Genomic DNA, 22,793 nt, shown 5'->3' with positions numbered 1-22,793 from the left:
ACCGAAATAGTGCGATTGTTTTTAGATCGCACTATTTACATGTTTGGATGAGGGGGATGATGTATGCTCTATACAAAAATCAGTCACATGCCGCCGGCAGAACGGGTTGAGACACTGACAAAGTCTTTGGTCAGCCTCAGCAGTGTAAACGGCACCATCGGCGAAGGGACGAAAGCAGATTTTATCAAAGAAGTCATCATGAGCTATCCTTACTTTCAGGAACATCCTTGCCATGTATGGGAACAGGCTATTCCTAATGACCCGTATAACCGGAAAAATATTTTTGCGTTTGTGGAAGGCAGCGGGGAAAGCCGGAATACTGTCATTTATCACGCCCACTTGGATACGGTGGGAATTGAAGATTTCGGCCCGCTTAAGGATATCGCTTTTGATTCTGGAAAATTGGCTGAGTATTTCTCCAACTACGACTTTGATGAAGACGTTCAGCGGGACGCCAAGTCGGGTGAGTGGATGTTCGGCAGAGGCTCTGTCGACATGCAAAGCGGCATCGCGGTGCATTTGTCCAATCTCCTGCACTTTTCAGAGAACCCCAAAGCATTGCCGGGAAATCTATTATTTATGGCAAACCCGGATGAAGAAAGTCAGCATGCCGGTATTCTCGCCAGTATTTCTGAGCTGAACCGATTAAAAAAGGAGAAACAGATTCAGTATCTGGCTGCCATTAATACCGATTTTATTACGCCGCTGTGCGATGGTGATGCAACAAGATATATCTATACCGGAGCCGCTGGAAAGCTGCTGCCTTGCTTTTATATATCCGGCCGGGAAGTGCATGTCGGAGACACGCTTGCGGGCATCGATCCAAATCTCATTTCTTCTGAAATCACAAGACGCATCCACAACAATATTCAATTAGCAGAAAAGATTGAAGGCGAATTGGTTCTGCCCCCATCCTGCTTGTACCAGCGTGATAACAAGGAATCCTATAACGTCCAAACCGCCGTCAGCAGCTATTTGTATTTCAATTATTTTATCTATGAAAAAACAGCAAAGGAAGTCATGGACCAGCTTACCCAAGTCGCTGAGGAGGCGTGCCGGGACACAGAGCGAAAATTATCAGATTATTATGAAGAATACCTGAAGCGAACAAATCTTCCGAAGAGACATTTGTCTTGGGATATTCAAGTCTTCAGTGTGGATCAATACATGGAAAAGCTAAGAAGCCGCGGCGTCGATCCTGAGCAGTGTATAGAGCAAGCATTCAAAGCCAATGAGCACCTTGAACTGCGCATGAGATGTTTTCATGCAATTGAAGAACTCCAAAAGCTTGATCCCGATCAGGGCGCAAAAGTCATTCTGTTTTATGCTCCTCCTTATTTACCGCATAACTATTTAAAAGAAGAAAGCACAAGAGACCAGCTATTGCAGCATGTGATCAAAGAAGCGGTGGACAAAATTGCCGAAACGACAGGCGAAACCTTTGTTTTCAAAAAGTTTTTCCCTTACTTGGCAGACGGCAGCTTTTTATCGCTGCATGAAACCGATGACGAAATTAATTCCTTTATCAGAAACTTCCCGGGGTGGGAGATGATTGGAACCATTCCGTTCAAAGACATACGGAAACTGAACATTCCTTCCATTAACATGGGTGTATACGGGAAAGATGGACATAAATGGACTGAAAGAGTATACAAGCCGTACACATTTCATGTATTGCCTGATCTGATACAGCAGACCACTGTTCACCTTTTGCAAAGCTATCGGATGAATATCAGCACAAAAGAGCCGAAGGGAGAAGGATGATGCAGGATCATAAAAACGAATTGCAGCGCAGTATGAAAAGCCGGCATTTGTTTATGATTGCCTTGGGCGGCGTCATCGGCACCGGTCTGTTTTTAGGTTCCGGCTTTACGATCAGCCAGGCGGGTCCTCTCGGAGCCATTGCCGCCTATATGATTGGCGGATTTTTAATGTATCTGGTCATGCTTTGTTTAGGGGAGCTGGCTGTCGCCATGCCGGTGGCCGGGTCGTTTCAAGCCTACGCCACAAAGTTTTTGGGGCCGTCGACAGGTTTTATGATCGGCTGGCTGTATTGGTTCAGCTGGGCGAATACAGTCGGCTTGGAGCTAACGTCAGCGGGCATTTTGATGCAAAGATGGCTGCCCTCCGTGCCGATCTGGATATGGTGTCTCGTTTTCGGTGTTATCATCTTTTTGATTAATGTGCTGTCTGTCCGAAGCTTTGCGGAAATGGAATTTTGGTTTTCGAGCATCAAAGTGACAGCGATCATATTATTTATCGTGATCGGCGGGTGCGCCGTGTTTGGCTTGATTGATTTTAAAGGCGGTCAGGAATCGCCTTTTCTATCTCATTTCATGACTGATAAAGGACTGTTTCCAAATGGCGTGCTGGCTGTTATGTTTACGCTGGTTATGGTCAATTTCTCATTTCAGGGGACAGAGCTGGTCGGAATTGCGGCAGGGGAGAGTGAAAGTCCGGAAAAGACACTGCCAAAGTCCATTCGAAATGTCATCTGGCGAACGCTGTTTTTCTTTGTGCTGGCTATGTTCGTCTTGGTTGCCATTCTGCCGTATGAAACGGCTGGGGTGATTGAGAGTCCGTTTGTAGCGGTGCTTGATCAGATCGGCATCCCATTTGCGGCTGATATGATGAACTTTGTCATATTAACGGCGATTTTATCTGTTGCCAATTCTGGGTTATATGCAGCCTCGCGTATGATGTGGTCGCTTTCAACAAACAAAATGGGCCCGGCCCTTTTAACGAGACTGACCAAAAAAGGGGTGCCGATCAATGCCCTGCTGATTACGATTGGGATTTCCGGCTGTTCGCTGCTGACTAGCGTCATGGCTGCAGAAACCGTTTATTTGTGGTGTATATCAATCTCTGGCATGGTGACAGTTGTCGCGTGGATGTCCATTTGCGCCTCGCAATTTTTCTTTCGCAGGCGGTTCCTCGCTGAAGGCGGAAACGTGAACGACCTGGAATTCAGAACCCCTCTTTATCCGTTGGTGCCGATTCTTGGATTTGTATTATACGGATGCGTATTGATAAGCCTTATATTCATCCCAGATCAAAGAATCGGCTTGTACTGCGGTGTACCACTCATTATTTTCTGCTATGCGTACTATCATCTGAGCATCAAGAAGCGCTTACAAAATGAACCGCTGAAAAAAGAGCAAACAGAAGCGCAATAGAAGAAGCTCTCCGGGAGACCGGAGAGCTTTTTTACGCGTTACGTCTGACAAGAAACACATAGGATAATATCGAGCACATCAAAGCCGAATATACTCAACGCCATCGGCCATACGTTTTCTACCCCGGCAACACCGGCGAGCGCCGTTGATGGCAAACGGCATGCTGAGCATCTGAGCCGACACACCGTATATGTTTTGCAGGATAAACGGCGAACCGGAAATATACCCAAACATGCCGATCCCGATAAAGGCCTGGCTGAAAGCAAAACCCATAAACGCCCGGCCGCCAAGCAAGTGCCGAAATGTGATCAGCTTTCAGGCAGTGATTCAGGCAATGCGGTCAGAACCGTGACAAAATAAAAACACCCGACCCCGGCCAGCACGATAACACAGTTGACCAGTCAGCAAATTGAAGGATGAATCCTTCCGAAATCGGAGTAACTGTTGAATAACCTTGATTCATCACCTGACCCGACATAAAAAATGCATTACTATAGCATATCCCAGGATATATTTTTGTTTTATTTTAAATTTGAAACAAGAAATTCCTTATTCGTATTTGAATGAAAATAATAAACAGAAAATTATTTTCGTTCGAATTGTAAATTGTAAATAAAGGATGCTAAACTATAATTCAACTTTATTTTAAGATTCCGGAAGAGGTGTTAAGGGAGAATGAACAGTAAACAAAACAATCACATCAAATCAAAACATCATTTTCCGCTATTTCTTGCGCTGGCTTTAACAATGGGCGTATTTGCGGCTGGATCTGAAGAGCTTGTCATTTCACCGCTGCTTCCTGATTTAGCAGATGCCTTCAACTCAGATGTCAGCGTGCTTGCGCTATCTATCAGTATATATGGGATCATGATCTTTATCGGTGCCCCGCTGCTGGTGCCTTTAGGGGATAAATACTCGAGAGAACTGAGTTTAATGCTGGGACTCGTGATCTTTATTATAGGAACCGTGATATGCGCTTTGGCGCAAAATATCTTTTTCTTCTTTTTAGGACGTGCGCTTTCAGGGTTGGCGGCAGGTGCGTTTGTCCCGACCGCTTACGCAGTTGTCGGGGATCGTGTTCCGTATACCTATCGGGGCAAAGTGATGGGTCTGATCGTCTCAAGCTGGTCGCTTGCACTGATTTTCGGTGTGCCGATCGGATCGTTTATAGGCGGCGTCTTACATTGGAGATGGACATTCTGGATTTTCGCCTTGATGGGTGCACTTGTTGTTTTGCTTGTCCTATTTGAAATGCGCCGCCATAACGATAATAAAAGCACCGTCCAGGAGGAAAAAGACGAGCCGGCGGGGACATTTCGAGACGCGCTTAAAGTGCCGCGTGTTCCCGTTTATATCATAATCACTTTGTGCAATATGATTGGTTTTTACGGTATGTATTCGTTTTTAGGCTCTTACCTACAGGACGTTTTTACCGGAGGCAATACGGCTGCCGGCTTATTTATTATGATTTATGGCATCGGGTTTTCCATGAGTGTCTTTACAGGTAAGATTGCCGACCGCATTGGAAAAATGCGCTCTCTGATCATTGCGCTGGCGGTCATCAGCGTTCTGCTGGCTTGTATCGCGTATGCGCCCGCATCAATGCCTCTGTTAATCATCAGTCTATTCATCTGGGGGTTAATGCAAAGCTTGACGGTGACGCTGCTCAGCACCATTTTGAGTGATTGCTCAGAGCGTCATCGCGGGAAAATTATGGCGTTTTACAGCCTTGCCTCAAATTTGGCTGTGACATTAGGTTCTGCTTTGATGGGACCTGTATATGTGGAATACGGGTATGCAGCTGTCGGATTGATTTGCGCCATCATGACAGTGCTCGGTTTTGTGCTCAGTGTATTCGCCTATAAAAAGTACGGAAAGCATGAGCAGAAAGCAGATCATTCCTTATCCCAATAAACAAAGTTTCTAAAATCCTATAACAAAAAACCCTTTCTTAAGGGTTTTTCTGTTTGTATGGGAATAATTATCAGTATTTTCAAAAAATGTTGACAGTTCGATCTCTGCTGGATAAAATTTACTTAAAATTTAAAAGATTGGTTGGTGCTCATGATTATATTGGATAATAGCATTCAGACAAAAAACAAAGCTTATTCAATATCAAAACTGATTACAGTCAACACGCTCGGCCCAGAAGGGACAAGCAGTGAGTACGCAGCAAAACATTTCATCTCTAATTTTACTCTTCTCCAAGGGCTAAACAGTAAATTATCTTTGCATGATACATTTGAATCATGCATCGAAAGGACTCTTCAAAGCCCGCTGGAATACACCATCGTTCCACATGCTTATGACGGCATTAAACATTTCTACATGAGGCCGGATTTGCAGCTTTTGCAAATCTTCAGGTGCGATACACCGATGTACGGCCTGGCTGTCCGTCCTGATTTCACATTCAGCGACGACATGCTTGACACATCTGTTATTGTTTCACACCCATCACCTATCAATTTAATTAAATATTTTACCCGCAAAGACGTCAGGTTCGAGCTGGTCAACTCAACCAGCGCCGCAGCAAAAAAAGTAAAAGAAGGTCTTTCTGACATTGCTTTAACCAATGAACTGGCAAGACAAAAATACGGGCTCAAATTTGTTAAGACATTTAAAAGCATTCCTATGAGCTGGTCATTATTCGGAAAAGGAGACGTTGATTATGAAAACTGAACAAGATGTGAAGGAGATTTATTTCCCGACACCAAAATTAATAGAGTGGGAGAACGGAGTGAGACAGTATTCCACCGTCCGCGGCGATACTGAAGTGCTAATGTCTTACGTTCCGCCGCATACGAACGTTGAACCGCATCAGCACAAGGAAGTCCAAATCGGCATGGTCGTTTCTGGCGAGCTGATGATGACTGTCGGAGATGTGACGAGAAAGATGACTGCTTTGGAATCTGCGTATATCGCGCCGCCGCATGTGCCTCACGGGGCAAGAAACGACACGGACCAAGAAGTCATTGCTATTGATATCAAGCGGCTGAAAGCTGATGAAACATATACAAGTCCTGAGGACTATTTTTTGAATATTTTCAAAACAAGAGACCTATTGCCGGGCATGGAAGTCACGTTCTTTGTTGAGGACTGGGTGGAGATCATGCTGGCCAAAATCCCTGGAAATGGCGGAGAAATGCCTTTCCATAAACATAAGAATGAACAAATCGGCATCTGCATTGGCGGCGGATACGACATGACCGTCGAAGGCTGCACAGTCGATATGACATTCGGCACAGCCTATTTCTGTGAGCCGCGGGAAGATCACGGCGCCATCAACCGTTCCGAAAAAGAATCAAAATCGATTAATATCTTCTTCCCGCCGCGCTACAACAGAGCAAAAGCAAAAAAAATAAAGGCGGATGAGTGATCATGAACCTCACCGATAAAACCGTCCTCATAACAGGAGGCGCATCAGGCATCGGCTATGCCGCGGTTCAAGCTTTTTTGAACCAGCAGGCAAATGTGGTTGTGGCGGATATTGATGCAGCACAGGGAGAAGTCATGGTCCGGCAAGAAAATAGTGACCGGCTGCACTTTGTGCAAACAGATATAACAGACGAAGCTGCCTGCCAGCACGCTGTTCAATCGGCAATTGATACATTCGGAGGATTAGATATTTTAATTAATAATGCGGGGATCGAAATCGTGGCGCCTATTCATGAGATGGAGCTGAGCGATTGGAATAAGGTGCTCCAAGTCAATCTGACGGGCATGTTTTTAATGAGCAAGCACGCACTCAGGCATATGCTGGCTGCCGGCAAAGGCAATATCATTAATACGTGCTCTGTCGGCGGAGTCGTGGCATGGCCTGATATCCCGGCATATAACGCCAGCAAAGGCGGCGTGTTGCAGCTGACAAGGTCAATGGCTGTTGATTACGCCAAACATCAAATCCGCGTTAATTGTGTATGTCCGGGGATTATTGATACGCCATTAAATGAGAAATCCTTTATGGAAAATAATGAAGGCACACTTGAAGAAATCAAGAAAGAAAAGGCGAAGGTGAATCCGATGCTAAAACTTGGAAAACCTGAAGAAATAGCAAACGTTATGCTGTTTTTAGCCTCTGATTTATCAAGCTACATGACCGGAAGCGCCATCACCGCAGACGGAGGATATACCGCACAATAGAGAGAGAAGGAGTGTTTTACATATGGAGAGAAAAACAGTTTTGGTTATCGCTGATCTTGGAGGCTGCCCGCCGCATATGTTTTATCAAAGCGCAGCTGAAAAATATAACCTGGTCAGCTTTATTCCGAGACCATTTGCCATTACAGCTTCCCATGCGGCACTTATTGAAAAATACTCGGTCGCGGTCATAAAGGATAAAGATTATTTTCAGAGTATCACAGATTTCGAACATCCCGATTCCATTTACTGGGCGCATGAGGATCATGACAAACCCGAAGAAGAGGTAGTCGAGCAAATCGTCAAGGTTGCCGAAATGTTTGGAGCGGAAGCCATCACAACAAACAATGAATTATTCATCGCTCCGATGGCGAAAGCCTGTAAGCGTCTCGGCTTAAGAGGAGCGGGTGTACAAGCTGCCGAAAATGCCAGAGATAAAAATAAAATGAGGGCAGCGTTTAATAAAGCCGGGGTCAAAACAATCAAAAACAAACGGGTCACAACCCTTGAAGATTTCCGCTCCGCGCTGAAAGACATCGGCACGCCGCTCATCTTAAAACCGACATATTTGGCGAGTTCAATCGGCGTGACGCTGATTACAGACACCAAAACAGCAGAAGCCGAGTTTAACAGAGTCAATGATTTCCTGAAATCCATTAATGTGCCGAAGGCGGTAACGTTTGAAGCTCCGTTTATTGCGGAGGAATTTTTACAGGGAGAATACCCGGACTGGTATCAAACTGAGGGATACTCCGACTATATCAGCATAGAAGGGATCATGGCGGATGGAGAATATTTTCCAGTCGCGATTCATGACAAAACACCGCAAATTGGATTTACGGAAACATCGCATATCACGCCGTCCATCTTGGATGATGAAGCGAAAAAGATCATTATTGAAGCGGCCAAAAAAGCAAATGAAGGGCTTGGGCTGGAAAACTGCGCGACACATACAGAAATCAAGTTAATGAAAAATAGAGAAGCCGGTTTAATAGAGTCTGCGGCCAGGTTCGCCGGATGGAATATGATCCCGAATATTAAAAAGGTCTTCGGCGTCGACATGGCGCAATTATTGCTGGATGTTCTCTGTTTCGGAAAAGACGCCGATCTTCCGGATGGATTGCTGGAGCAAGAACCTTGCTATATCGCCGACTGTCATTTGTACCCGGAGCATTTCAAACAAAACGGGCAGCTTCCTGAAGCGGCGGAGGATATGATCATTGAATCCATCAACATTCCGGATGGGCTGCTGAAGGGAGATACGGAACTTGTTTCTTTCTCGGCTGCGGCACCAGGTACGACTGTTGATTTGCGCCTGTTTGAAGCCTTTAATTCCATTGCCGCATTTGAACTGAAAGGCAGCAATTCCCAGGATGTAGCCGATTCAATTAAACACATCCAGCAGCATGCGAAGCTGACTGCGAAGTATGTGCTGCCGGTATGAAACAGTTAAAGCCAAATTCTAAATACTTGCTTTACGGGCAGGCGCTTTCGTTTATGGGAGACTATTGTGTTCTCCCGGCCCTGCTCATTTTGTCTACATATTATCACGATTATTGGGTGACGTCGGGAGTCATCGCGGTCAGAAGCATTCCGATGGTGTTTCAGCCGTTTTTAGGAGTGCTCGTTGACCGCTTGGACAGAATTAAAATTATGCTGTGGACGGATGTCATCAGGGGCATCATCTTTTTGGGGCTCACCTTTCTCCCAAAAGGCGAGTATCCGCTGGTTTTTCTGGCCCTGCTGTTTGTCTCTTACGGGAGCGGCGTATTTTTTAATCCGGCGCGTCTCGCAGTCATGTCTTCTCTGGAATCAGATATTAAAAATATCAATACCTTATTCGCTAAAGCCACGACCATTTCTATTATTGTCGGGGCGGCCGCCGGAGGGTTATTCCTGTTAGCCGGGTCTGTAGAGATGGCTGTTGCCTTTAACGGTGTGACTTACCTGGTTTCAGCGTTTTTTATCAGGCGAATTAAGCTGCAATTTGTCCCGATTCAGTCTGAAAATATAAAAGAAGCCTTTCAGTCTTTTAAAGAAGGGCTGAAGGAAATCAAAACCAATTCATTCGTGTTAAACGCCATGTTTACAATGGTTACGATGGCAATGCTTTGGGGGATCGTGTACAGCTATTTTCCGATTGTCAGCCGCTTTTTGGGTGACGGGGAGATCGGCAACTTTATCCTTACCTTCTGCATCGGCTTCGGCGGTTTCATCGGAGCGGCGCTTGTCAGCAAGTGGGGCTTTAACAACAATAAAGGCTTGATGTACTTTACCATTTTATCAATCGTCTCGCTGGCGCTGTTTTTATTCACGCCCATTTTCACTGTATCTGTCATTGCTGCCATTCTCTTTTTCATCGCCATGGAATATGGGGAAGTGCTTGCAAAGGTTAAAGTTCAGGAAAACGCGGCGAACCAGATTCAAGGGCGTATTTTTTCGGTGGCTGAAGCGTCCATTGGCTTGTGCATTTCGATTGGTTCCATGCTTATCAACGTGTTAGAGGCTCCTGTCATCATGGGGCTGATTGTTATCATGGTAAGCGGTTTGTTTTTGCATACGAAGCTGGTGAACAAGTCTTTTTTGGAACGGGATAAAAAAACTGAGCAAATTCACTTATAAGGAGTCTTTCAGATGGAAATAACACCGTCCGACGTCATCAAGACACTTCCAAGGCAAGAATTTTCTCTCGTTTTTCAAAAGGTAAAAGAAATGGAAAAAACGGGGGCGCAAGTCATTAATCTTGGACAGGGGAACCCTGACCTTCCTACTCCGCCGCATATCGTGCAGGCATTGCAGGAGGCGGCTGTGAACCCTTCTTTCCACGGGTATGGGCCATTCAGAGGCTATCCCTTTCTGAAGGAAGCGATTGCCGCTTTCTATAAAAGAGAATACGGAGTGACAATCAATCCTGAAACAGAAGTGGCGCTCTTTGGCGGGGGAAAAGCAGGCTTGTATGTTTTGACACAATGCCTGCTCAATCCGGGAGATATCGCTTTGGTCCCGAACCCGGGCTATCCTGAATACCTTTCGGGTATTACAATGGCAAGAGCAGAGCTGCACGAAATGCCGCTGCACGCAGAAAACGGCTATCTGCCTGACTTTGAGAAAATAGATCCCGCTGTGTTACAAAAAGCGAAGCTGATGTTTTTGAACTATCCGAATAACCCGACGGGAGCTGTGGCGGATGCGGCTTTTTATGCAAAAGCGGCCGCATTTGCAAAAGAGCACCAGATTCATTTGATCCATGACTTTGCGTACGGCGCATTTGAGTTTGATAAAAAACCGGCCAGCTTCCTGCAGGCGGAGGACTCAAAAACTGTGGGCGCGGAGCTTTATTCGTTTTCAAAAACATTTAACATGGCCGGCTGGAGAATGGCGTTTGCCGTCGGAAATGAAAAGATCATTCAAGCGGTCAATGAATTTCAGGATCACGTCTTTGTCGGCATGTTCGGCGGACTGCAGCAGGCGGCCAGTGCGGCGCTGTCTGGAGATCCGGAACAAACAGATCGCTTGAAACGCATCTATGCGGAACGGATTGACTTTTTTACGGAGCTATGTGAAAAAGAACTGGGCTGGAAGATAGAAAAACCAAAAGGAACATTTTATGTATGGGCTGAAATTCCAAAAATGTTTGAGTCTTCTCATCAATTCTCTGACTACCTGCTGGAGCAGGCCCATGTTGTCGTAACACCGGGCGAGATTTTCGGCAGCAACGGAAAACGTCATGTCAGAATATCAATGGTATCGAAGCAGGAGGATCTGCGGGAATTTGTCATGCGGATTCAAAAGCTGAACCTGCCGTTTGCCTCATTAGAAGAAGTATCCCGCTAAAAAGCGGGATTTTTTTATATGCTTTTCATGCTGCCGCCGTCAGCGGAAATTTGCTGCCCGGTGATATAGGAGGCTTCCTCGGAAGCGAGAAACGCGGCGAGCGCTGCGGTTTCTTCGGCTGATCCGACCCGTTTCATCGGGATGCCAGAAGCAATCTGTTCTACGGCTTCTTGTTTGGATATGCTGTTCTTTTCCATCACATTCTTCACAAATTGATGGTAACGGTCTGTAGCGATAAAACCAGGATTCAGGCAGTTGACAGTAATATTGTGAGGAGCAAGCTGAATGGAAATATTTTTACTGGCGTTAATTAAAGCGGCATTCATCATGCTGTTTGTAAACATATTGGCGCCGGGTTCTTTCCACAGATTTCCGACAATGTTGATGATTCTGCCAAACTCGTTTTGTTTCATCAGAGAGGCGGCACGCTTGATAGCGTCAATATAGGCAACGGTTTTCTGTGTGAACGTGGCCGTCATATCCTCTATATTACAGCTATCAAATGTGTCAGGCGCGCCGCCCGGGATATTGTTAATCAGAACATCAAGCCGTCCGCATTGAGATTCAATTTCTTTAAAAATCTCCTCTCTCGTTTGCTGGTCAGACATATCACCCGCAAGGACAATGACACTCGCTTCAGGATGCTTGGCCAAAATGTCTTCTTTGACAGATTCAATATTGTCCAAGACTCGCGAATTGATGACGACGGTAAAATGCTGGTCTGCTAATTTCAGAGCAATTGCTTTTCCGATCCCTTGACTGGCTCCCATAATAAATGCGGTTCGTTTTGACAAATAACTGCACCCCTTTGAAAAAATTGGATTATTATCTACATCGTAAAAAAAAACGGATAAAATAGCAAATTTTATTTAAATTCTGATAAAGAGGAATCGAAAAACTCCCGCCAGCTGCGGCGGGAGGAGAAATTATACATATAGGAATTGAGGAAGTGTATCAAGCGAAAGGCGGTTGCCCACAAAGAACGAGCCAAATTCGCCGTAGCGCGCGCTGACTTCGTCAAAACGCATTTCATATACAAGCTTTTTGAATTGAAGCACATCATCACTGAACAGCGTAACGCCCCATTCGTAATCGTCAAAGCCGACTGAACCTGTGATGATCTGTTTCACTTTGCCAGCATAGCTGCGTCCGATTAAGCCGTGGCTTCTCATCAAGTTTCTTCGTTCTTCCATAGAAAGCATGTACCAGTTGTCATTGCCGGATCTTCTTTTATCCATTGGATAGAAGCATACATATTTTGATTCCGGCAGTTCAGGGTAAAGGCGCGCACGTACATGCGGATTTTCATACGGGTCGCCGTCGCCGCTCGCCAAATAGTTGCTCAGTTCAACAACTGACACGTAGGAGTAAGCCGGAATGGTGAACTCAGCAAGTCTTGATTTGTTGAATTCGAGCTCAATTTCATTTAATTCTTCCATTGTAGGGCGAAGAATCATCAGCATAAAATCAGCTTTTTGGCCAACAATGCTGTAAAGGGTTTGTGAGCCTTTCCCTTCTTTTTGGGCGACTCCCCATTTTTCAAGCAATCCTGTAAATTCATGAATGATAGACTGGCGCTCATCACTGGACAGCAGCTTCCAGGAAGTCCAGTCCATTGTGCGGAAATCATGAAGCGCATACCAGCCGTCCAGCGTTTTTGCCGCTTCATTTGTCATTTGCTGTTCACTCATTTATCTTCACTCCTATTATCTTTTCGTTAATGCCTTCACTATATCATAGTTTATCCGATTCTACTGTGGAGAAACCTTGAACATCCGATTCGTATATCTCCTCAAAAATAAGAGAACATATAAGGAAAGAATCAGTTGCTTAAATTAGTTAGAAAAATAAGATTTTTTGATGAAAGCGCTATAATAAAAGTTGGCTGTTTGAATTTGACTGGAAGAAGAGTATGCTAGTAAAAGAAAGCGTTTTTGTAACTTTTTGAGGAGGGTTTATTGTGGCAGATTTATTTTCAACAGTGCAAGAAAAAGTAGCTGGAAAAGGCGTTAAAATTGTATTTCCTGAAGGCTTGGACGAACGTATTTTAATTGCGGTCAGCAAGCTTGCAGACAATAAAGTGCTGAATCCAATTGTGATCGGCAATGAAAATGAGATCCAAGCAAAAGCAAAAGAACTGAATGTGACGCTTGACGGCGTTGATATTTATGATCCTCATACATATGAAGGCATGGAAGATCTTGTACAGGCATTCGTGGAACGCCGCAAAGGCAAAGCAACAGAAGAACAGGCTCGAAAAGCGCTCTTAGACGAGAACTACTTCGGCACAATGCTTGTATACAAAGGTCTTGCAGCGGGTCTTGTGAGCGGAGCGGCTCATTCAACTGCCGACACTGTCCGTCCGGCTCTTCAAATCATCAAAACAAAAGAAGGCGTGAAAAAGACTTCAGGCGTCTTCATCATGGCACGCGGCGATGAGCAGTACGTATTCGCAGATTGCGCGATCAACATTGCACCAGACAGCCAAGACCTTGCGGAAATCGCGATCGAAAGCGCCAATACGGCAAAAATGTTCGACATTGATCCTCGCGTAGCAATGCTCAGCTTCTCTACAAAAGGCTCAGCAAAATCTGATGAAACAGAAAAAGTAGCGGATGCTGTGAAAATCGCGAAAGAAAAAGCGCCTGAATTAACGCTTGACGGCGAATTCCAATTTGACGCTGCATTCGTTCCATCTGTAGCTGAGAAAAAAGCGCCGGATTCCGAGATCAAAGGAGACGCGAACGTATTCGTATTCCCAAGCTTGGAAGCAGGAAACATCGGCTACAAAATTGCTCAGCGTTTAGGCAACTTTGAAGCTGTAGGACCAATCCTGCAAGGCTTAAATATGCCTGTTAACGATCTTTCAAGAGGTTGTAACGCTGAAGATGTTTACAATCTCGCATTAATTACAGCGGCACAAGCACTGTAAGAAAAGCGATGGCAGCTCTCTCGCAGAGGGCTGCTTTTTTTGCGCCTTCTTTACCAGAACAGATGATATGAGTAAAATAAAGAAAACTGATCATCATTATAAATCTTATTCATGACAGGGGTGGGGCCTTTGTATTACGACGTGCTGAAAACCTTTATCGCAGTGGTGGAAGAAAAAAATTTCACAAAAGCAGCAGAAAAGCTGATGATTTCCCAGCCCAGCGTCAGTCTGCATATTAAAAATCTTGAAAAAGAATTTCAAACGGCTCTGCTGAATCGGTCACCGAAGCATTTTACGACAACACCGACAGGGGACATTTTGTATCAAAGGGCAAAGCAAATGGTATTTCTCTACGAGCAGGCCAAGGCTGAAATCTACGCGCACCATCATTATGTAAAAGGTGAATTGAAAATAGCCGCCAGTTTTACAATCGGAGAGTATATTCTTCCGCCGCTTCTTGCCCAGCTGCAAAAGCTGTATCCTGAGCTGAATCTGGACGTCATGATTGGCAATACAAAGGAGGTAAGCGAACGTGTCCGAATGCTTCAGGCTGATATCGGGCTGATTGAAGGACATACGGACGAGAATGAATTGGAAATTGAACCGTTCATGGAGGATGAAATGTGCATCGCAGCGCCGAACCAGCATCCGCTTGCCGGAAAAAGAGACATTTCAATCAGCGATTTGCAAAATGAAGCGTGGGTGACAAGGGAAAAAGGCTCCGGCACAAGGGAATATCTCGATCATGTGCTCAGCTCGAACGGACTGCGGCCGAAGTCGATGTTCACCATCAGCAGCAATCAAGGTGTAAAAGAAGCGGTGATCAGCGGCATGGGTTTATCGGTCTTATCAAGAAGCGTGCTGCATAAGGATTTGATCCACCGTGACATTTCAATTCTCCACATTAAAGATTTCTCATTAAAGCGCAAGCTGTCTTATATTCATTCTCCTCTCATGGAGAATACAAAAAATAAAGAAATTTTCATTACGATGCTGAAAAGCAATTTTCAATCATCACAGCTGAAATGATATAATAGTTTTCGTTCATAAGCCTAACATGAAAGGGTTTTACATAGATGGCAAACCAACCGATTGATTTACTGATGCAGCCGACATGGAGAGTCATTGACCAATCCAGTCTCGGCCCTTTATTTGACGCGAAACAATCCTTCGCTATGGACGATACGCTGTGCGCCTCTGTAGGAAAAGGCGTGTCGCCGGCGACAGCACGCTCTTGGGTGCACCACGACACGATTGTCCTCGGTATTCAGGATACGCGGCTCCCGTTTTTGCAGGATGGCATTGCCCTGCTGGAAAATGAGGGATATCGAGTCATCGTCCGCAATTCCGGCGGTCTTGCTGTTGTTTTGGATGAAGGCGTTTTAAATATTTCTCTCATATTCGAGGACCAAAAGAAGGGCATCGATATAGACAGAGGATACGAAGCAATGGTGGAACTCATGAAACGGATGCTTAAGCCGTACGGGGCAAAGATTGAAGCCTATGAAATTGAGGGCTCCTATTGTCCAGGCAGCTATGATCTCAGCATTGACGGCAAAAAGTTCGCCGGCATTTCTCAAAGACGTCTTCGCGGCGGTGCAGCCGTTCAAATTTATCTCTGTGCAGATAAAAGCGGCAGCGAGAGGGCAGATCTGATCAGACGATTCTATCAAGCCGCCCTGAAGGATAAACAAAACGACAAAAAAGGCGTCTACCCGGATATACGTCCGGAAACCATGGCATCGTTAAGTGAGCTTCTGCATACCGATATCTCCGTACAGGATTTAATGCTTGCTTTGCTTACGGAATTAAAAGCGTTAAGCACCCGCCTCTACTCAGCCGGACTGTCCATTGACGAGGAATTGGAATTTGAGAAAAATCTTGTCCGGATGACAGAACGGAATGAAAAGGTGTTTGGATGAACGCCATTTGCATGTCAGCCGATACGGCTGGCATGCTTTTTTTCGCCTATCATCTTGTTTTCAGATAAATCTGTCTTATAAACAGAAAACAATTACAGCAAAAAAAGCGATAAAATAACAGCAGCATCTGCATACAAAGGGGAGAGGCAAATGAAAGGGAATGTTTACAGCCTGTTTGTGCTGATCGCGGCTTTTTTCTGGGGAACAACCGGCACTGTTCAGGCGCTGGCTCCAGAAAGCGCCACTCCGCTGGCATTCGGAGCGGTCAGATTATTGGTAGGCGGCAGCGCCATGCTTCTTGTGGTCTGGATCAGCCGAGAGCTTCACGTGAAAAATTGGTCTTGGCCGCCCGTGTTTTTAGCAGCGATTTGTATGGCCTGTTATCAGCCGCTTTTTTTCACCGCCGTAAAAGAAACAGGGATTGCGGTTGGGACAGTGATTGCCATCGGCAGTGCGCCTATTATTGCCGGGAGCTTAGAGTGGGCCGTTTTGAAAAAACGTCCGCGAAATTCCTGGTGGATTGCAACTGTATTGGCTTTGGCGGGATGCTGGCTCCTGTTTTCAGACGGCTCCAATGTTCGGATTGATGTGTCAGGGGTTCTCATGGCGATTGGAGCAGGTGCATCTTTTGCGGGTTATACCTTGATCAGTAAATCAATGATGAGAACACAGCCGCCGAGAACTACCTCAGCTGTTGTCTTTATGCTCAGCGCCATATTGCTGATGCCGCTATTGTGGCAGTCGGATCTCTCTTGGATGCTGACCCCAAAAGGATGGGGAACGAGCCTTTATATCGGGGTAATTGCGACATGCGCGGCCTACTTTTTGTTTGCAAAAGGGCTCACCGGCGTTCCGGCTTCGGCAGCGGTCACACTGTCCCTAGCTGAGCCGCTGACCGCCTCATTGCTGGGGGTGTTTTTCATAGGTGAAATGCTTTCTCTTTCCTCATGGCTCGGCATCGTGCTGATGATGTTAGGGCTTCTGGTCATTTCAGGGGCGCCTCGCAAGCAAAAGCCAGCTGAAGCGGCTCATGTGTCTTAATAGATTAGCATAAGCTTGGGCTCATTTTACAAGAATAACGGAGCCGCCGCAAAAACAGAAAATCCTCTTTTCTAAAAGGAAAAGGGGATTTTTTAATGGCAAAACCCCAAAACAGGACATCGTTTTGGGGTTTTTAAAAGCTATTCCGCCATTTTTTCTAAATTTCCGTTCCGGTCCATTTTGAAGGACGGAGAGGCATGTTCATCATCTTCAAATAAAACTAGTTTTCTGGCTCTATTCATGATTTTTACCAAGGTTTCATAATCTTCCTGGATCGTTTTTTGATCTTTTTCAAGTTTTTGAACTTCTGCTTCCAGCTGTTCTGTTTTGCTTTGTAATTCTTGATTTTCTTTCTTTAAACGCTCATTTTCCATTTTTAAAGCTGAGGATTGCTCATGATTGCCTTCGTAATTCTGCAGGAATCTGATGACATCATTCATCGTCATCTCAGGCGCAGACGTTTGAGGAGACAATAAGTGTGATAGACTAGCTAACTCTTCCTTAAAGCTGTCATCCACAAAAGGCATGTGCTCGCCTGACATCAAAGCCTGCTTCTCATTTTCGGCAGTCGGGGTTTCAGGTTTCACCTGCTCCTCCTGCACTGCAGTTTCTTGAATTGTTTCGGGATCAACCGCAGGAGGCTGATATAGCAGTCTTTTCTTCGCTGGCTGCCCGTTTCCGAGGGCTCTCATGCGCTGTTTTCGCTGTTTTTTTGCAAGCTGAAGCGCTTTTTCATATTGATGGCGCACCACCGCGTTCCATCTGAATCCGCAGGCTGCGGACGTCCGATTTAATTTATCGCCGACCTCTTCAAAGGCATTCAGCTGAGTGCTGCCTTCTCTTACATGCCGAAGCACGGTTTCGGCTAAAAGCAAATCATTTTCTTCTGACCAAGCGTCCTGGCGCTGTTTTGTCATTTATCTCAACTCCCATTTTTCTTTTCATGATATTAGAATGTCCAGATTGGAAAATATTTATACAAATTGGCTGGAAGAATAGGAGATACGGAGGCTGAAGCGGCTTGCAGGAACAGTCGAATCCTTGTACAATGAGGAGTGATGTGATTTTTTCGACAGAGCGATTTTAGGTTTAAAACATAGATGAACATAGAAATGAAGGGAAGCGTACGTCATGGCTAATGAATTTCGAGTGTGTGATGATTGCCAAGCCACTAATATCAAAACATTGCTGCCGCGTTTAAAAGAAGTAGACCCGGACGCAAAGGTTGAGGTAGGGTGCCAATCTTATTGCGGGCCCGGACGGAAAAAATCGTTTGCTTTTGTAAACAATCGCCCGCTGTCAGCTCCGACAGAGGATGAGCTGATTGACAAAGTGAAAAAGAAATTAAAAAAGTAAAAACATATTTTTTCATAGCCTCGGCCCTCTGGTCAGGCTTTTTTGCTTCACATCATGTGATTTTCGGAAAGATGGAACAAATCGCCGGACAAATTCAAGGATGTTTTCAAAGAATAGAGTCGATATAATAGAAACACGGCTAAAAAAAAGAGGGAATGACGATGGCGTATCCAAATGGAAAATTATCAGAAGAAAAAGTGTTTAAAGATCCGGTGCACCGCTATGTTCATGTACGGGACAAGCTGATATGGGATCTGATCGGAACCCGCGAATTTCAGCGTCTCCGCAGAATCAAGCAGCTCGGTACGACGTATTTGACGTTCCATGGCGCTGAGCACAGCCGGTTCAACCATTCTCTCGGTGTCTACGAAATTGTCAGGAGAATGGTTGATGATGTCTTTAAAGGCCGTCCTGAATGGGATGACAGTGAGCGCGAACTCTGTTTGTCCGCGGCGCTGCTTCATGATCTCGGGCACGGGCCGTTCTCGCATTCATTTGAAAAAGTCTTTCATCTTGACCACGAAGATTTTACAAGAGATATCATTTTGGGAGACACAGAGGTTAATCAGGTGCTCAGAAAGGTGAGCCCGCGTTTCCCTCAGGATGTTGCTGAAGTCATTGCCAAAACATATAAAAACAAACAAGTGGTCAGCCTGATTTCGAGTCAGATTGACGCGGACCGCATGGATTATCTGCAGCGCGACGCTTACTATACGGGCGTCAGCTACGGCCATTTTGACATGGAACGGATTCTCCGGGTGATGCGCCCGCGTGAGGATCAAATCGTCATTAAACAAAGCGGAATGCACGCTGTAGAAGACTATATTATGAGCCGCTACCAAATGTACTGGCAGGTCTATTTCCACCCTGTGACGAGAAGTGCGGAGGTTATTTTAACGAAGATTCTCCACAGAGCGAAGCAGCTCCATGATGAAGGTTATGTGTTCACTCATGCTCCGGTTCATTTCTATTCTATTTTTGAAGGGAAACTGACGCTGGAGGATTATTTAAGGCTGGATGAATCTATTATTTTGTATTATTTCCAGGCCTGGGAGGATGAAGAAGACCCGATTTTATCCGATTTGTGCCGCAGATTCATTAACCGCCAGCTGTTCCAATACGTTGAATTTAATCCGAATGAAGAGATGTCGGCCTATTTTGAGCTGACCTCATTATTCAAAGAGGCTGGAATTGATCCGAGCTATTATTTGGTCGTGGATTCTTCTTCAGATCTGCCATACGATTTTTACCGTCCAGGGGAGGAAGAGGAGCGTTTGCCGATCCATCTCTTGACGCAAAACGGTCAAATTAAAGAGCTGTCCAGACAGTCGGCCATTGTGGAATCCATCTCCGGTAAGCGGCGGACGGACCACAAGCTGTACTATCCGAAGGACCTGATTTGTGACGGCTCTGAACACCCGGAAGCGAAAATGAAAATCCGGCAGCTGCTGGGACTGACATAGAAATTGGTAAAGAAGGAAAAAGGAGATGTCGGGAATTTGTTGAAAGAACATGCAAAACTGATGAAGGTGTTCTCGGATTCTGGAGAAATCATCGGGCGAAAGAAGCTGCAAAAAATGATTTATATAGCGAAGAAAATGCAGTTTCCTTTCTATGAGAAATATGATTTTCACTTTTACGGGCCGTATTCGGAGGAACTGACGCTCCAAATTGAAGAGCTGTGCAACCTTGGATTCCTGCATGAGGTAAAGGAAAAAAAGGGCGGCTACTTTCAATACCGTTATTCGCTGACAGAGACGGGCTCCGCGTTTTTAGACCACGCCGATCTTGATATGCCTGATATCAAGCACTATATTGACAGTGTAAACAACCGTTCATCACGGTTTTTAGAGCTGGTCTCCACGATTCTTTACTTTGACGGGCTTGAGGCTGAGGAAAAGAAAGAGAAAGTATTTACAATCAAAAGCAAGCAAAAGTATACCAATGAAGAATATGACGAAGCGCTTCAATACATAGAAGAGCTGAAGCAGATTTGTTAACCATAAAAGCAAAAGAAATGAATCGTTTCTTTTGCTTTTTTTATTGACAAAACCTGCTAATGGATCTATTGTGGATAATAGTTATCCATAATGAACCGGGAGGGAACATAATGAAAATGAAATCGGGAATGGAGCAGGGAATTTCTGTGCTGCTGTTACTGTCACGGCTGCCCGTGCAGGCTTCTTTAACATCAGAGGCGATCAGCCAGCGCTTGCACATGTCTCCGTCTTATCTGAAAAAGCTGATGAGAACTTTGGTGCAGGCTGGTTTGGCAGAGTCCATACCAGGTACGAAGGGAGGCTTTACGATTACGAAGCCTTTGACGGATATTACCCTCTATGATGTCTATCAAGCTGTTGAAGGAAGAGGTTCCATGTATCAAGGAAAAGGCCTTTTGCCATCTGTATTTGAGAGCGGAAATCCCTGTGTGCTGGAGACGGTAATGGGGGATATTGAGGATAAATGGGCTTCGCTCATGAAGGAAGAAACCTTGCAGGGTGTCATGAACAGAATCGGGGAGCTTTATGACCTCGAAAAAATTGATGATTGGGTACATCATCAGCTGAAAGGGCAATGGCAATGAAAAACAGCGGGCCTTTGCATCAATCAGGATCAACAGGCATCTCAGTGTTAATCGTGCTCGCTCTCGGTTTTCTCATGGCTACGCTTGATGTGACCGTGGTGAATGTTGCAATTGCTGATATGAAAAACGTTCTTTCCCTTTCCCTTTCAGGTGTGACGTGGGTTGTAGACGGGTACATGCTTACATTTGCTTCGCTTCTGCTGGCCGGCGGTGCGCTGGCTGACCGTTACGGCTCAAAGACCATTTATATGCTGGGTTTGGGCGTTTTTGTTCTTGCCTCATGTCTATGCGCTGTAGCAGCAAATGGCCAAATGCTGATCGCAGGCCGGCTGTTGCAGGGACTTGGCGCGGCTTTGTTTATGCCGAGTTCACTCAGCCTTTTGGCTGCCTCTTACCCCGATGAACGGGTTCGGGCCAAAATGTTTGGCTTGTGGGCCGCTCTCGTCTCCGCCGCCTCCGGACTGGGGCCTTTTATCGGCGGTGTTCTGGTGAATGCGGCAGGGTGGCAGAGTATTTTTCTGATCAATGTGCCATTAGGGGTTGCGGCGCTTATTTGCGCCTATCGAACGCTCAGCAGTTTCCCGGGAAAAGGCAGCCGGGTGAATATCACAGGGCATCTGCTTGGAATGGCGGCTCTCGGATTTCTTTCATTTGCGCTGATACAGGGCGCTTCAATAGGCTGGAGTTCGCTCTCCATTCTCGGTGCTTTCGCGGCGGCGGTTTTGGCGTTTGTGCTTTTTCTTCTGAGAGAAATTTTTTCGGCAACATCTATTCTTCCTGCGTCATTATATAAGAATGGACGTTTCTCGGCAGCGCAGTTCGTTGGGTTTTTGCTGAATTTTGCTCTTTTCGGCGGTATGTTTATGCTGAGTCTATTTTTGCAGGAAGCAAGAGGCGCAAGTTCCTTTTTAGCGGGAGTCGAACTATTGCCGATGATGGCTGTCTTTGTGGTCGGAAATCTGCTGTTTGCCCGGCTGGCGAACCGTTTTGAAGCGGGGCTTCTTATGTTTGTTTCAATGGCTGTCAGCTGCATCATGGCATTGCTGTTATTTGTCATGGTTTCTCCGGATTTGCCTTACTGGCAGCTTGCGGTTCTGACATCTGTCATGAATCTTGGTGTCGGCATTACGGTTCCTGCTATGACGGCTGTGATGATGAAGACAGCGGGACAGGAGCATGCAAATATCGCAGGAGCAGCTTTAAATGCCAACCGGCAAATCGGGGCATTGGTTGGCGTAGCGGTTTCCGGAGTGGTCATTCATCTGTCCGCCACTTGGTACGCCGGAGCCGGGTTTACGTTTTTGATGATGGGCGCGGCATACAGTCTTGCCGCATTCCTTGTGTGGCGGTTTCTGGCTTTTCATAAAGAAACGTCCGCTTCTGCATCATCTTAAAATCGACCATTGTCTTTTCAAGAAATATATAGTAAGATATATGAAATTATTCAAACAGGCACTGATAAGGACACGAGATGCTTTTTACGGTTTCCAGAGAGGGAAGGACCAGCTGAAACCTTCCTAACGCAGAGAAAGCAGCTTACCGCCTTTGAGCCGTATCGGGGAAATTAAGTATCCGATGCCGTCATGCTGCGTTACAGCACCGAGCCGATGAACATGTATGTTTGTTGGGAATTTGGGTGGAACCACGAATTTTAACACATTCGTCCCTTGCGAGGGATGGATGTGTTTTTTTATATGGGTCAATATATGCGATGAAAAGGACATGAATGATGTTTACGGTTTTCAGAGAGGGAAGAAAAGGTGCGAGCTTCCCAGCTTAGGAATATCATTTACCGCCTTGGAGCAGCGTTG

At 45.6% G+C, this 22,793-nt stretch carries 21 protein-coding genes and 2 pseudogenes; 19 read left to right on the top strand and 4 right to left on the bottom strand.

Annotated features, from left to right (window positions below; genetic code table 11):
• Window positions 1-63 precede the first annotated feature (63 nt).
• Window positions 64-1,764 carry a M20 family metallopeptidase gene (locus LNN34_RS19440; RefSeq protein WP_229044235.1) on the top strand — a complete coding sequence of 567 codons (1,701 nt, stop codon included), beginning with the start codon at window positions 64-66 and terminating at the stop codon, window positions 1,762-1,764.
• On the top strand, window positions 1,764-3,176 hold the full coding sequence (locus LNN34_RS19435; RefSeq protein WP_202646861.1) for an amino acid permease: 1,413 nt from the start codon (window positions 1,764-1,766) through the stop codon (window positions 3,174-3,176). Before LNN34_RS19440 ends, LNN34_RS19435 begins: the two co-directional genes overlap by 1 nt.
• 126 nt (window positions 3,177-3,302) lie before the next feature.
• Here the strand turns inward: LNN34_RS19435 and LNN34_RS19430 are convergent.
• Window positions 3,303-3,663, bottom strand: a pseudogene (locus tag LNN34_RS19430) (MFS transporter); the annotation flags it as partial.
• A 188-nt stretch (window positions 3,664-3,851) separates the two neighbouring features.
• Here LNN34_RS19430 and LNN34_RS19425 point away from each other — a divergent pair.
• The 7 genes from LNN34_RS19425 to LNN34_RS19395 all read left to right on the top strand — a co-directional run bounded on the left by LNN34_RS19425 (window position 3,852) and on the right by LNN34_RS19395 (window position 11,147).
• Window positions 3,852-5,090, top strand: coding sequence for an MFS transporter (locus LNN34_RS19425; RefSeq protein WP_229044233.1), 1,239 nt, complete (start codon window positions 3,852-3,854; stop codon window positions 5,088-5,090).
• Between the two features lie 150 nt (window positions 5,091-5,240).
• Entirely contained in the window at window positions 5,241-5,855 is a 615-nt protein-coding gene (locus tag LNN34_RS19420) for a bacilysin biosynthesis protein BacA (protein WP_044159864.1), read from the top strand.
• On the top strand, window positions 5,845-6,552 hold the full coding sequence (gene bacB / locus LNN34_RS19415) for a 3-((4R)-4-hydroxycyclohexa-1,5-dien-1-yl)-2-oxopropanoate isomerase (RefSeq protein WP_044159862.1): 708 nt from the start codon (window positions 5,845-5,847) through the stop codon (window positions 6,550-6,552). The genes LNN34_RS19420 and bacB overlap by 11 nt, the downstream gene beginning before the upstream one ends.
• A 2-nt stretch (window positions 6,553-6,554) precedes the next feature.
• Window positions 6,555-7,316 carry a dihydroanticapsin 7-dehydrogenase gene (bacC, locus tag LNN34_RS19410; RefSeq protein WP_044159860.1) on the top strand — a complete coding sequence of 254 codons (762 nt, stop codon included), beginning with the start codon at window positions 6,555-6,557 and terminating at the stop codon, window positions 7,314-7,316.
• A gap of 22 nt (window positions 7,317-7,338) precedes the next feature.
• Window positions 7,339-8,757 (top strand): ATP-grasp domain-containing protein, encoded by a 1,419-nt coding sequence (locus LNN34_RS19405; RefSeq protein WP_229044230.1) that lies wholly within the window; start codon window positions 7,339-7,341, stop codon window positions 8,755-8,757.
• Complete coding sequence (gene bacE, locus LNN34_RS19400; protein WP_229044229.1) at window positions 8,754-9,935, top strand: bacilysin exporter BacE; 1,182 nt, start codon at window positions 8,754-8,756, stop codon at window positions 9,933-9,935. The genes LNN34_RS19405 and bacE overlap by 4 nt, the downstream gene beginning before the upstream one ends.
• Window positions 9,936-9,947: 12 nt before the next feature.
• Window positions 9,948-11,147: a pyridoxal phosphate-dependent aminotransferase gene (locus LNN34_RS19395; RefSeq protein ID WP_024123243.1), complete on the top strand. Its 1,200-nt coding sequence runs from the start codon at window positions 9,948-9,950 to the stop codon at window positions 11,145-11,147.
• Window positions 11,148-11,161: 14 nt separating this feature from the next.
• Here the strand turns inward: LNN34_RS19395 and bacG are convergent, their stop codons facing one another.
• Both bacG and hemQ read right to left on the bottom strand, forming a co-directional pair.
• Entirely contained in the window at window positions 11,162-11,941 is a 780-nt protein-coding gene (gene bacG, locus LNN34_RS19390) for an NADPH-dependent reductase BacG (protein ID WP_229044227.1), read from the bottom strand.
• Window positions 11,942-12,073: 132 nt separating this feature from the next.
• The gene (gene hemQ, locus LNN34_RS19385; RefSeq protein ID WP_003235942.1) at window positions 12,074-12,838 is read right to left on the bottom strand and encodes a hydrogen peroxide-dependent heme synthase; all 765 of its coding nucleotides are present in this window, start codon (window positions 12,836-12,838) and stop codon (window positions 12,074-12,076) included.
• Window positions 12,839-13,107: 269 nt separating this feature from the next.
• Here hemQ and pta point away from each other — a divergent pair, with 269 nt between their 5' ends.
• The 4 genes from pta to LNN34_RS19365 all read left to right on the top strand — a co-directional run bounded on the left by pta (window position 13,108) and on the right by LNN34_RS19365 (window position 17,042).
• A complete protein-coding gene (gene pta, locus LNN34_RS19380; protein WP_229044225.1) occupies window positions 13,108-14,079 on the top strand; it encodes a phosphate acetyltransferase in 972 nt (323 codons plus the stop codon).
• Window positions 14,080-14,208: 129 nt separating this feature from the next.
• The gene (cysL, locus tag LNN34_RS19375) at window positions 14,209-15,108 is read left to right on the top strand and encodes a cysJI operon transcriptional regulator CysL (RefSeq protein WP_044159849.1); all 900 of its coding nucleotides are present in this window, start codon (window positions 14,209-14,211) and stop codon (window positions 15,106-15,108) included.
• Between the two features lie 47 nt (window positions 15,109-15,155).
• On the top strand, window positions 15,156-16,001 hold the full coding sequence (locus LNN34_RS19370) for a lipoate--protein ligase family protein (RefSeq protein ID WP_044159847.1): 846 nt from the start codon (window positions 15,156-15,158) through the stop codon (window positions 15,999-16,001).
• A 150-nt stretch (window positions 16,002-16,151) separates the two neighbouring features.
• On the top strand, window positions 16,152-17,042 hold the full coding sequence (locus tag LNN34_RS19365; RefSeq protein ID WP_229044223.1) for a carboxylate/amino acid/amine transporter: 891 nt from the start codon (window positions 16,152-16,154) through the stop codon (window positions 17,040-17,042).
• A gap of 140 nt (window positions 17,043-17,182) precedes the next feature.
• On the opposite strand, the gene zapB is transcribed toward LNN34_RS19365, so the two are convergent.
• Window positions 17,183-17,959 carry a cell division protein ZapB gene (zapB, locus tag LNN34_RS19360; RefSeq protein WP_024123236.1) on the bottom strand — a complete coding sequence of 259 codons (777 nt, stop codon included), beginning with the start codon at window positions 17,957-17,959 and terminating at the stop codon, window positions 17,183-17,185.
• A 214-nt stretch (window positions 17,960-18,173) separates the two neighbouring features.
• Here zapB and LNN34_RS19355 point away from each other — a divergent pair, with 214 nt between their 5' ends.
• The 6 genes and pseudogenes from LNN34_RS19355 to LNN34_RS19330 all read left to right on the top strand — a co-directional run.
• Window positions 18,174-18,398: a DUF1450 domain-containing protein gene (locus LNN34_RS19355; protein WP_024123235.1), complete on the top strand. Its 225-nt coding sequence runs from the start codon at window positions 18,174-18,176 to the stop codon at window positions 18,396-18,398.
• A gap of 161 nt (window positions 18,399-18,559) precedes the next feature.
• Window positions 18,560-19,861 carry an HD domain-containing protein gene (locus LNN34_RS19350; RefSeq protein WP_059335166.1) on the top strand — a complete coding sequence of 434 codons (1,302 nt, stop codon included), beginning with the start codon at window positions 18,560-18,562 and terminating at the stop codon, window positions 19,859-19,861.
• A 36-nt stretch (window positions 19,862-19,897) separates the two neighbouring features.
• Window positions 19,898-20,398 (top strand): YwgA family protein, encoded by a 501-nt coding sequence (locus LNN34_RS19345; RefSeq protein WP_024123233.1) that lies wholly within the window; start codon window positions 19,898-19,900, stop codon window positions 20,396-20,398.
• A 110-nt stretch (window positions 20,399-20,508) separates the two neighbouring features.
• Window positions 20,509-20,982: an Rrf2 family transcriptional regulator gene (locus LNN34_RS19340; RefSeq protein WP_229044222.1), complete on the top strand. Its 474-nt coding sequence runs from the start codon at window positions 20,509-20,511 to the stop codon at window positions 20,980-20,982.
• Window positions 20,979-22,376: an MFS transporter gene (locus LNN34_RS19335; RefSeq protein WP_229044220.1), complete on the top strand. Its 1,398-nt coding sequence runs from the start codon at window positions 20,979-20,981 to the stop codon at window positions 22,374-22,376. Before LNN34_RS19340 ends, LNN34_RS19335 begins: the two co-directional genes overlap by 4 nt.
• A gap of 77 nt (window positions 22,377-22,453) precedes the next feature.
• Window positions 22,454-22,547: pseudogene (locus tag LNN34_RS19330) on the top strand (hypothetical protein); the annotation flags it as partial.
• Window positions 22,548-22,793 lie beyond the last annotated feature (246 nt).

It is taken from the genome of Bacillus sp. AF23 (assembly GCF_020861455.1).
Classification (GTDB): domain Bacteria; phylum Bacillota; class Bacilli; order Bacillales; family Bacillaceae; genus Bacillus; species Bacillus halotolerans.
This window is presented reverse-complemented; position numbering and strand designations above follow the sequence as displayed.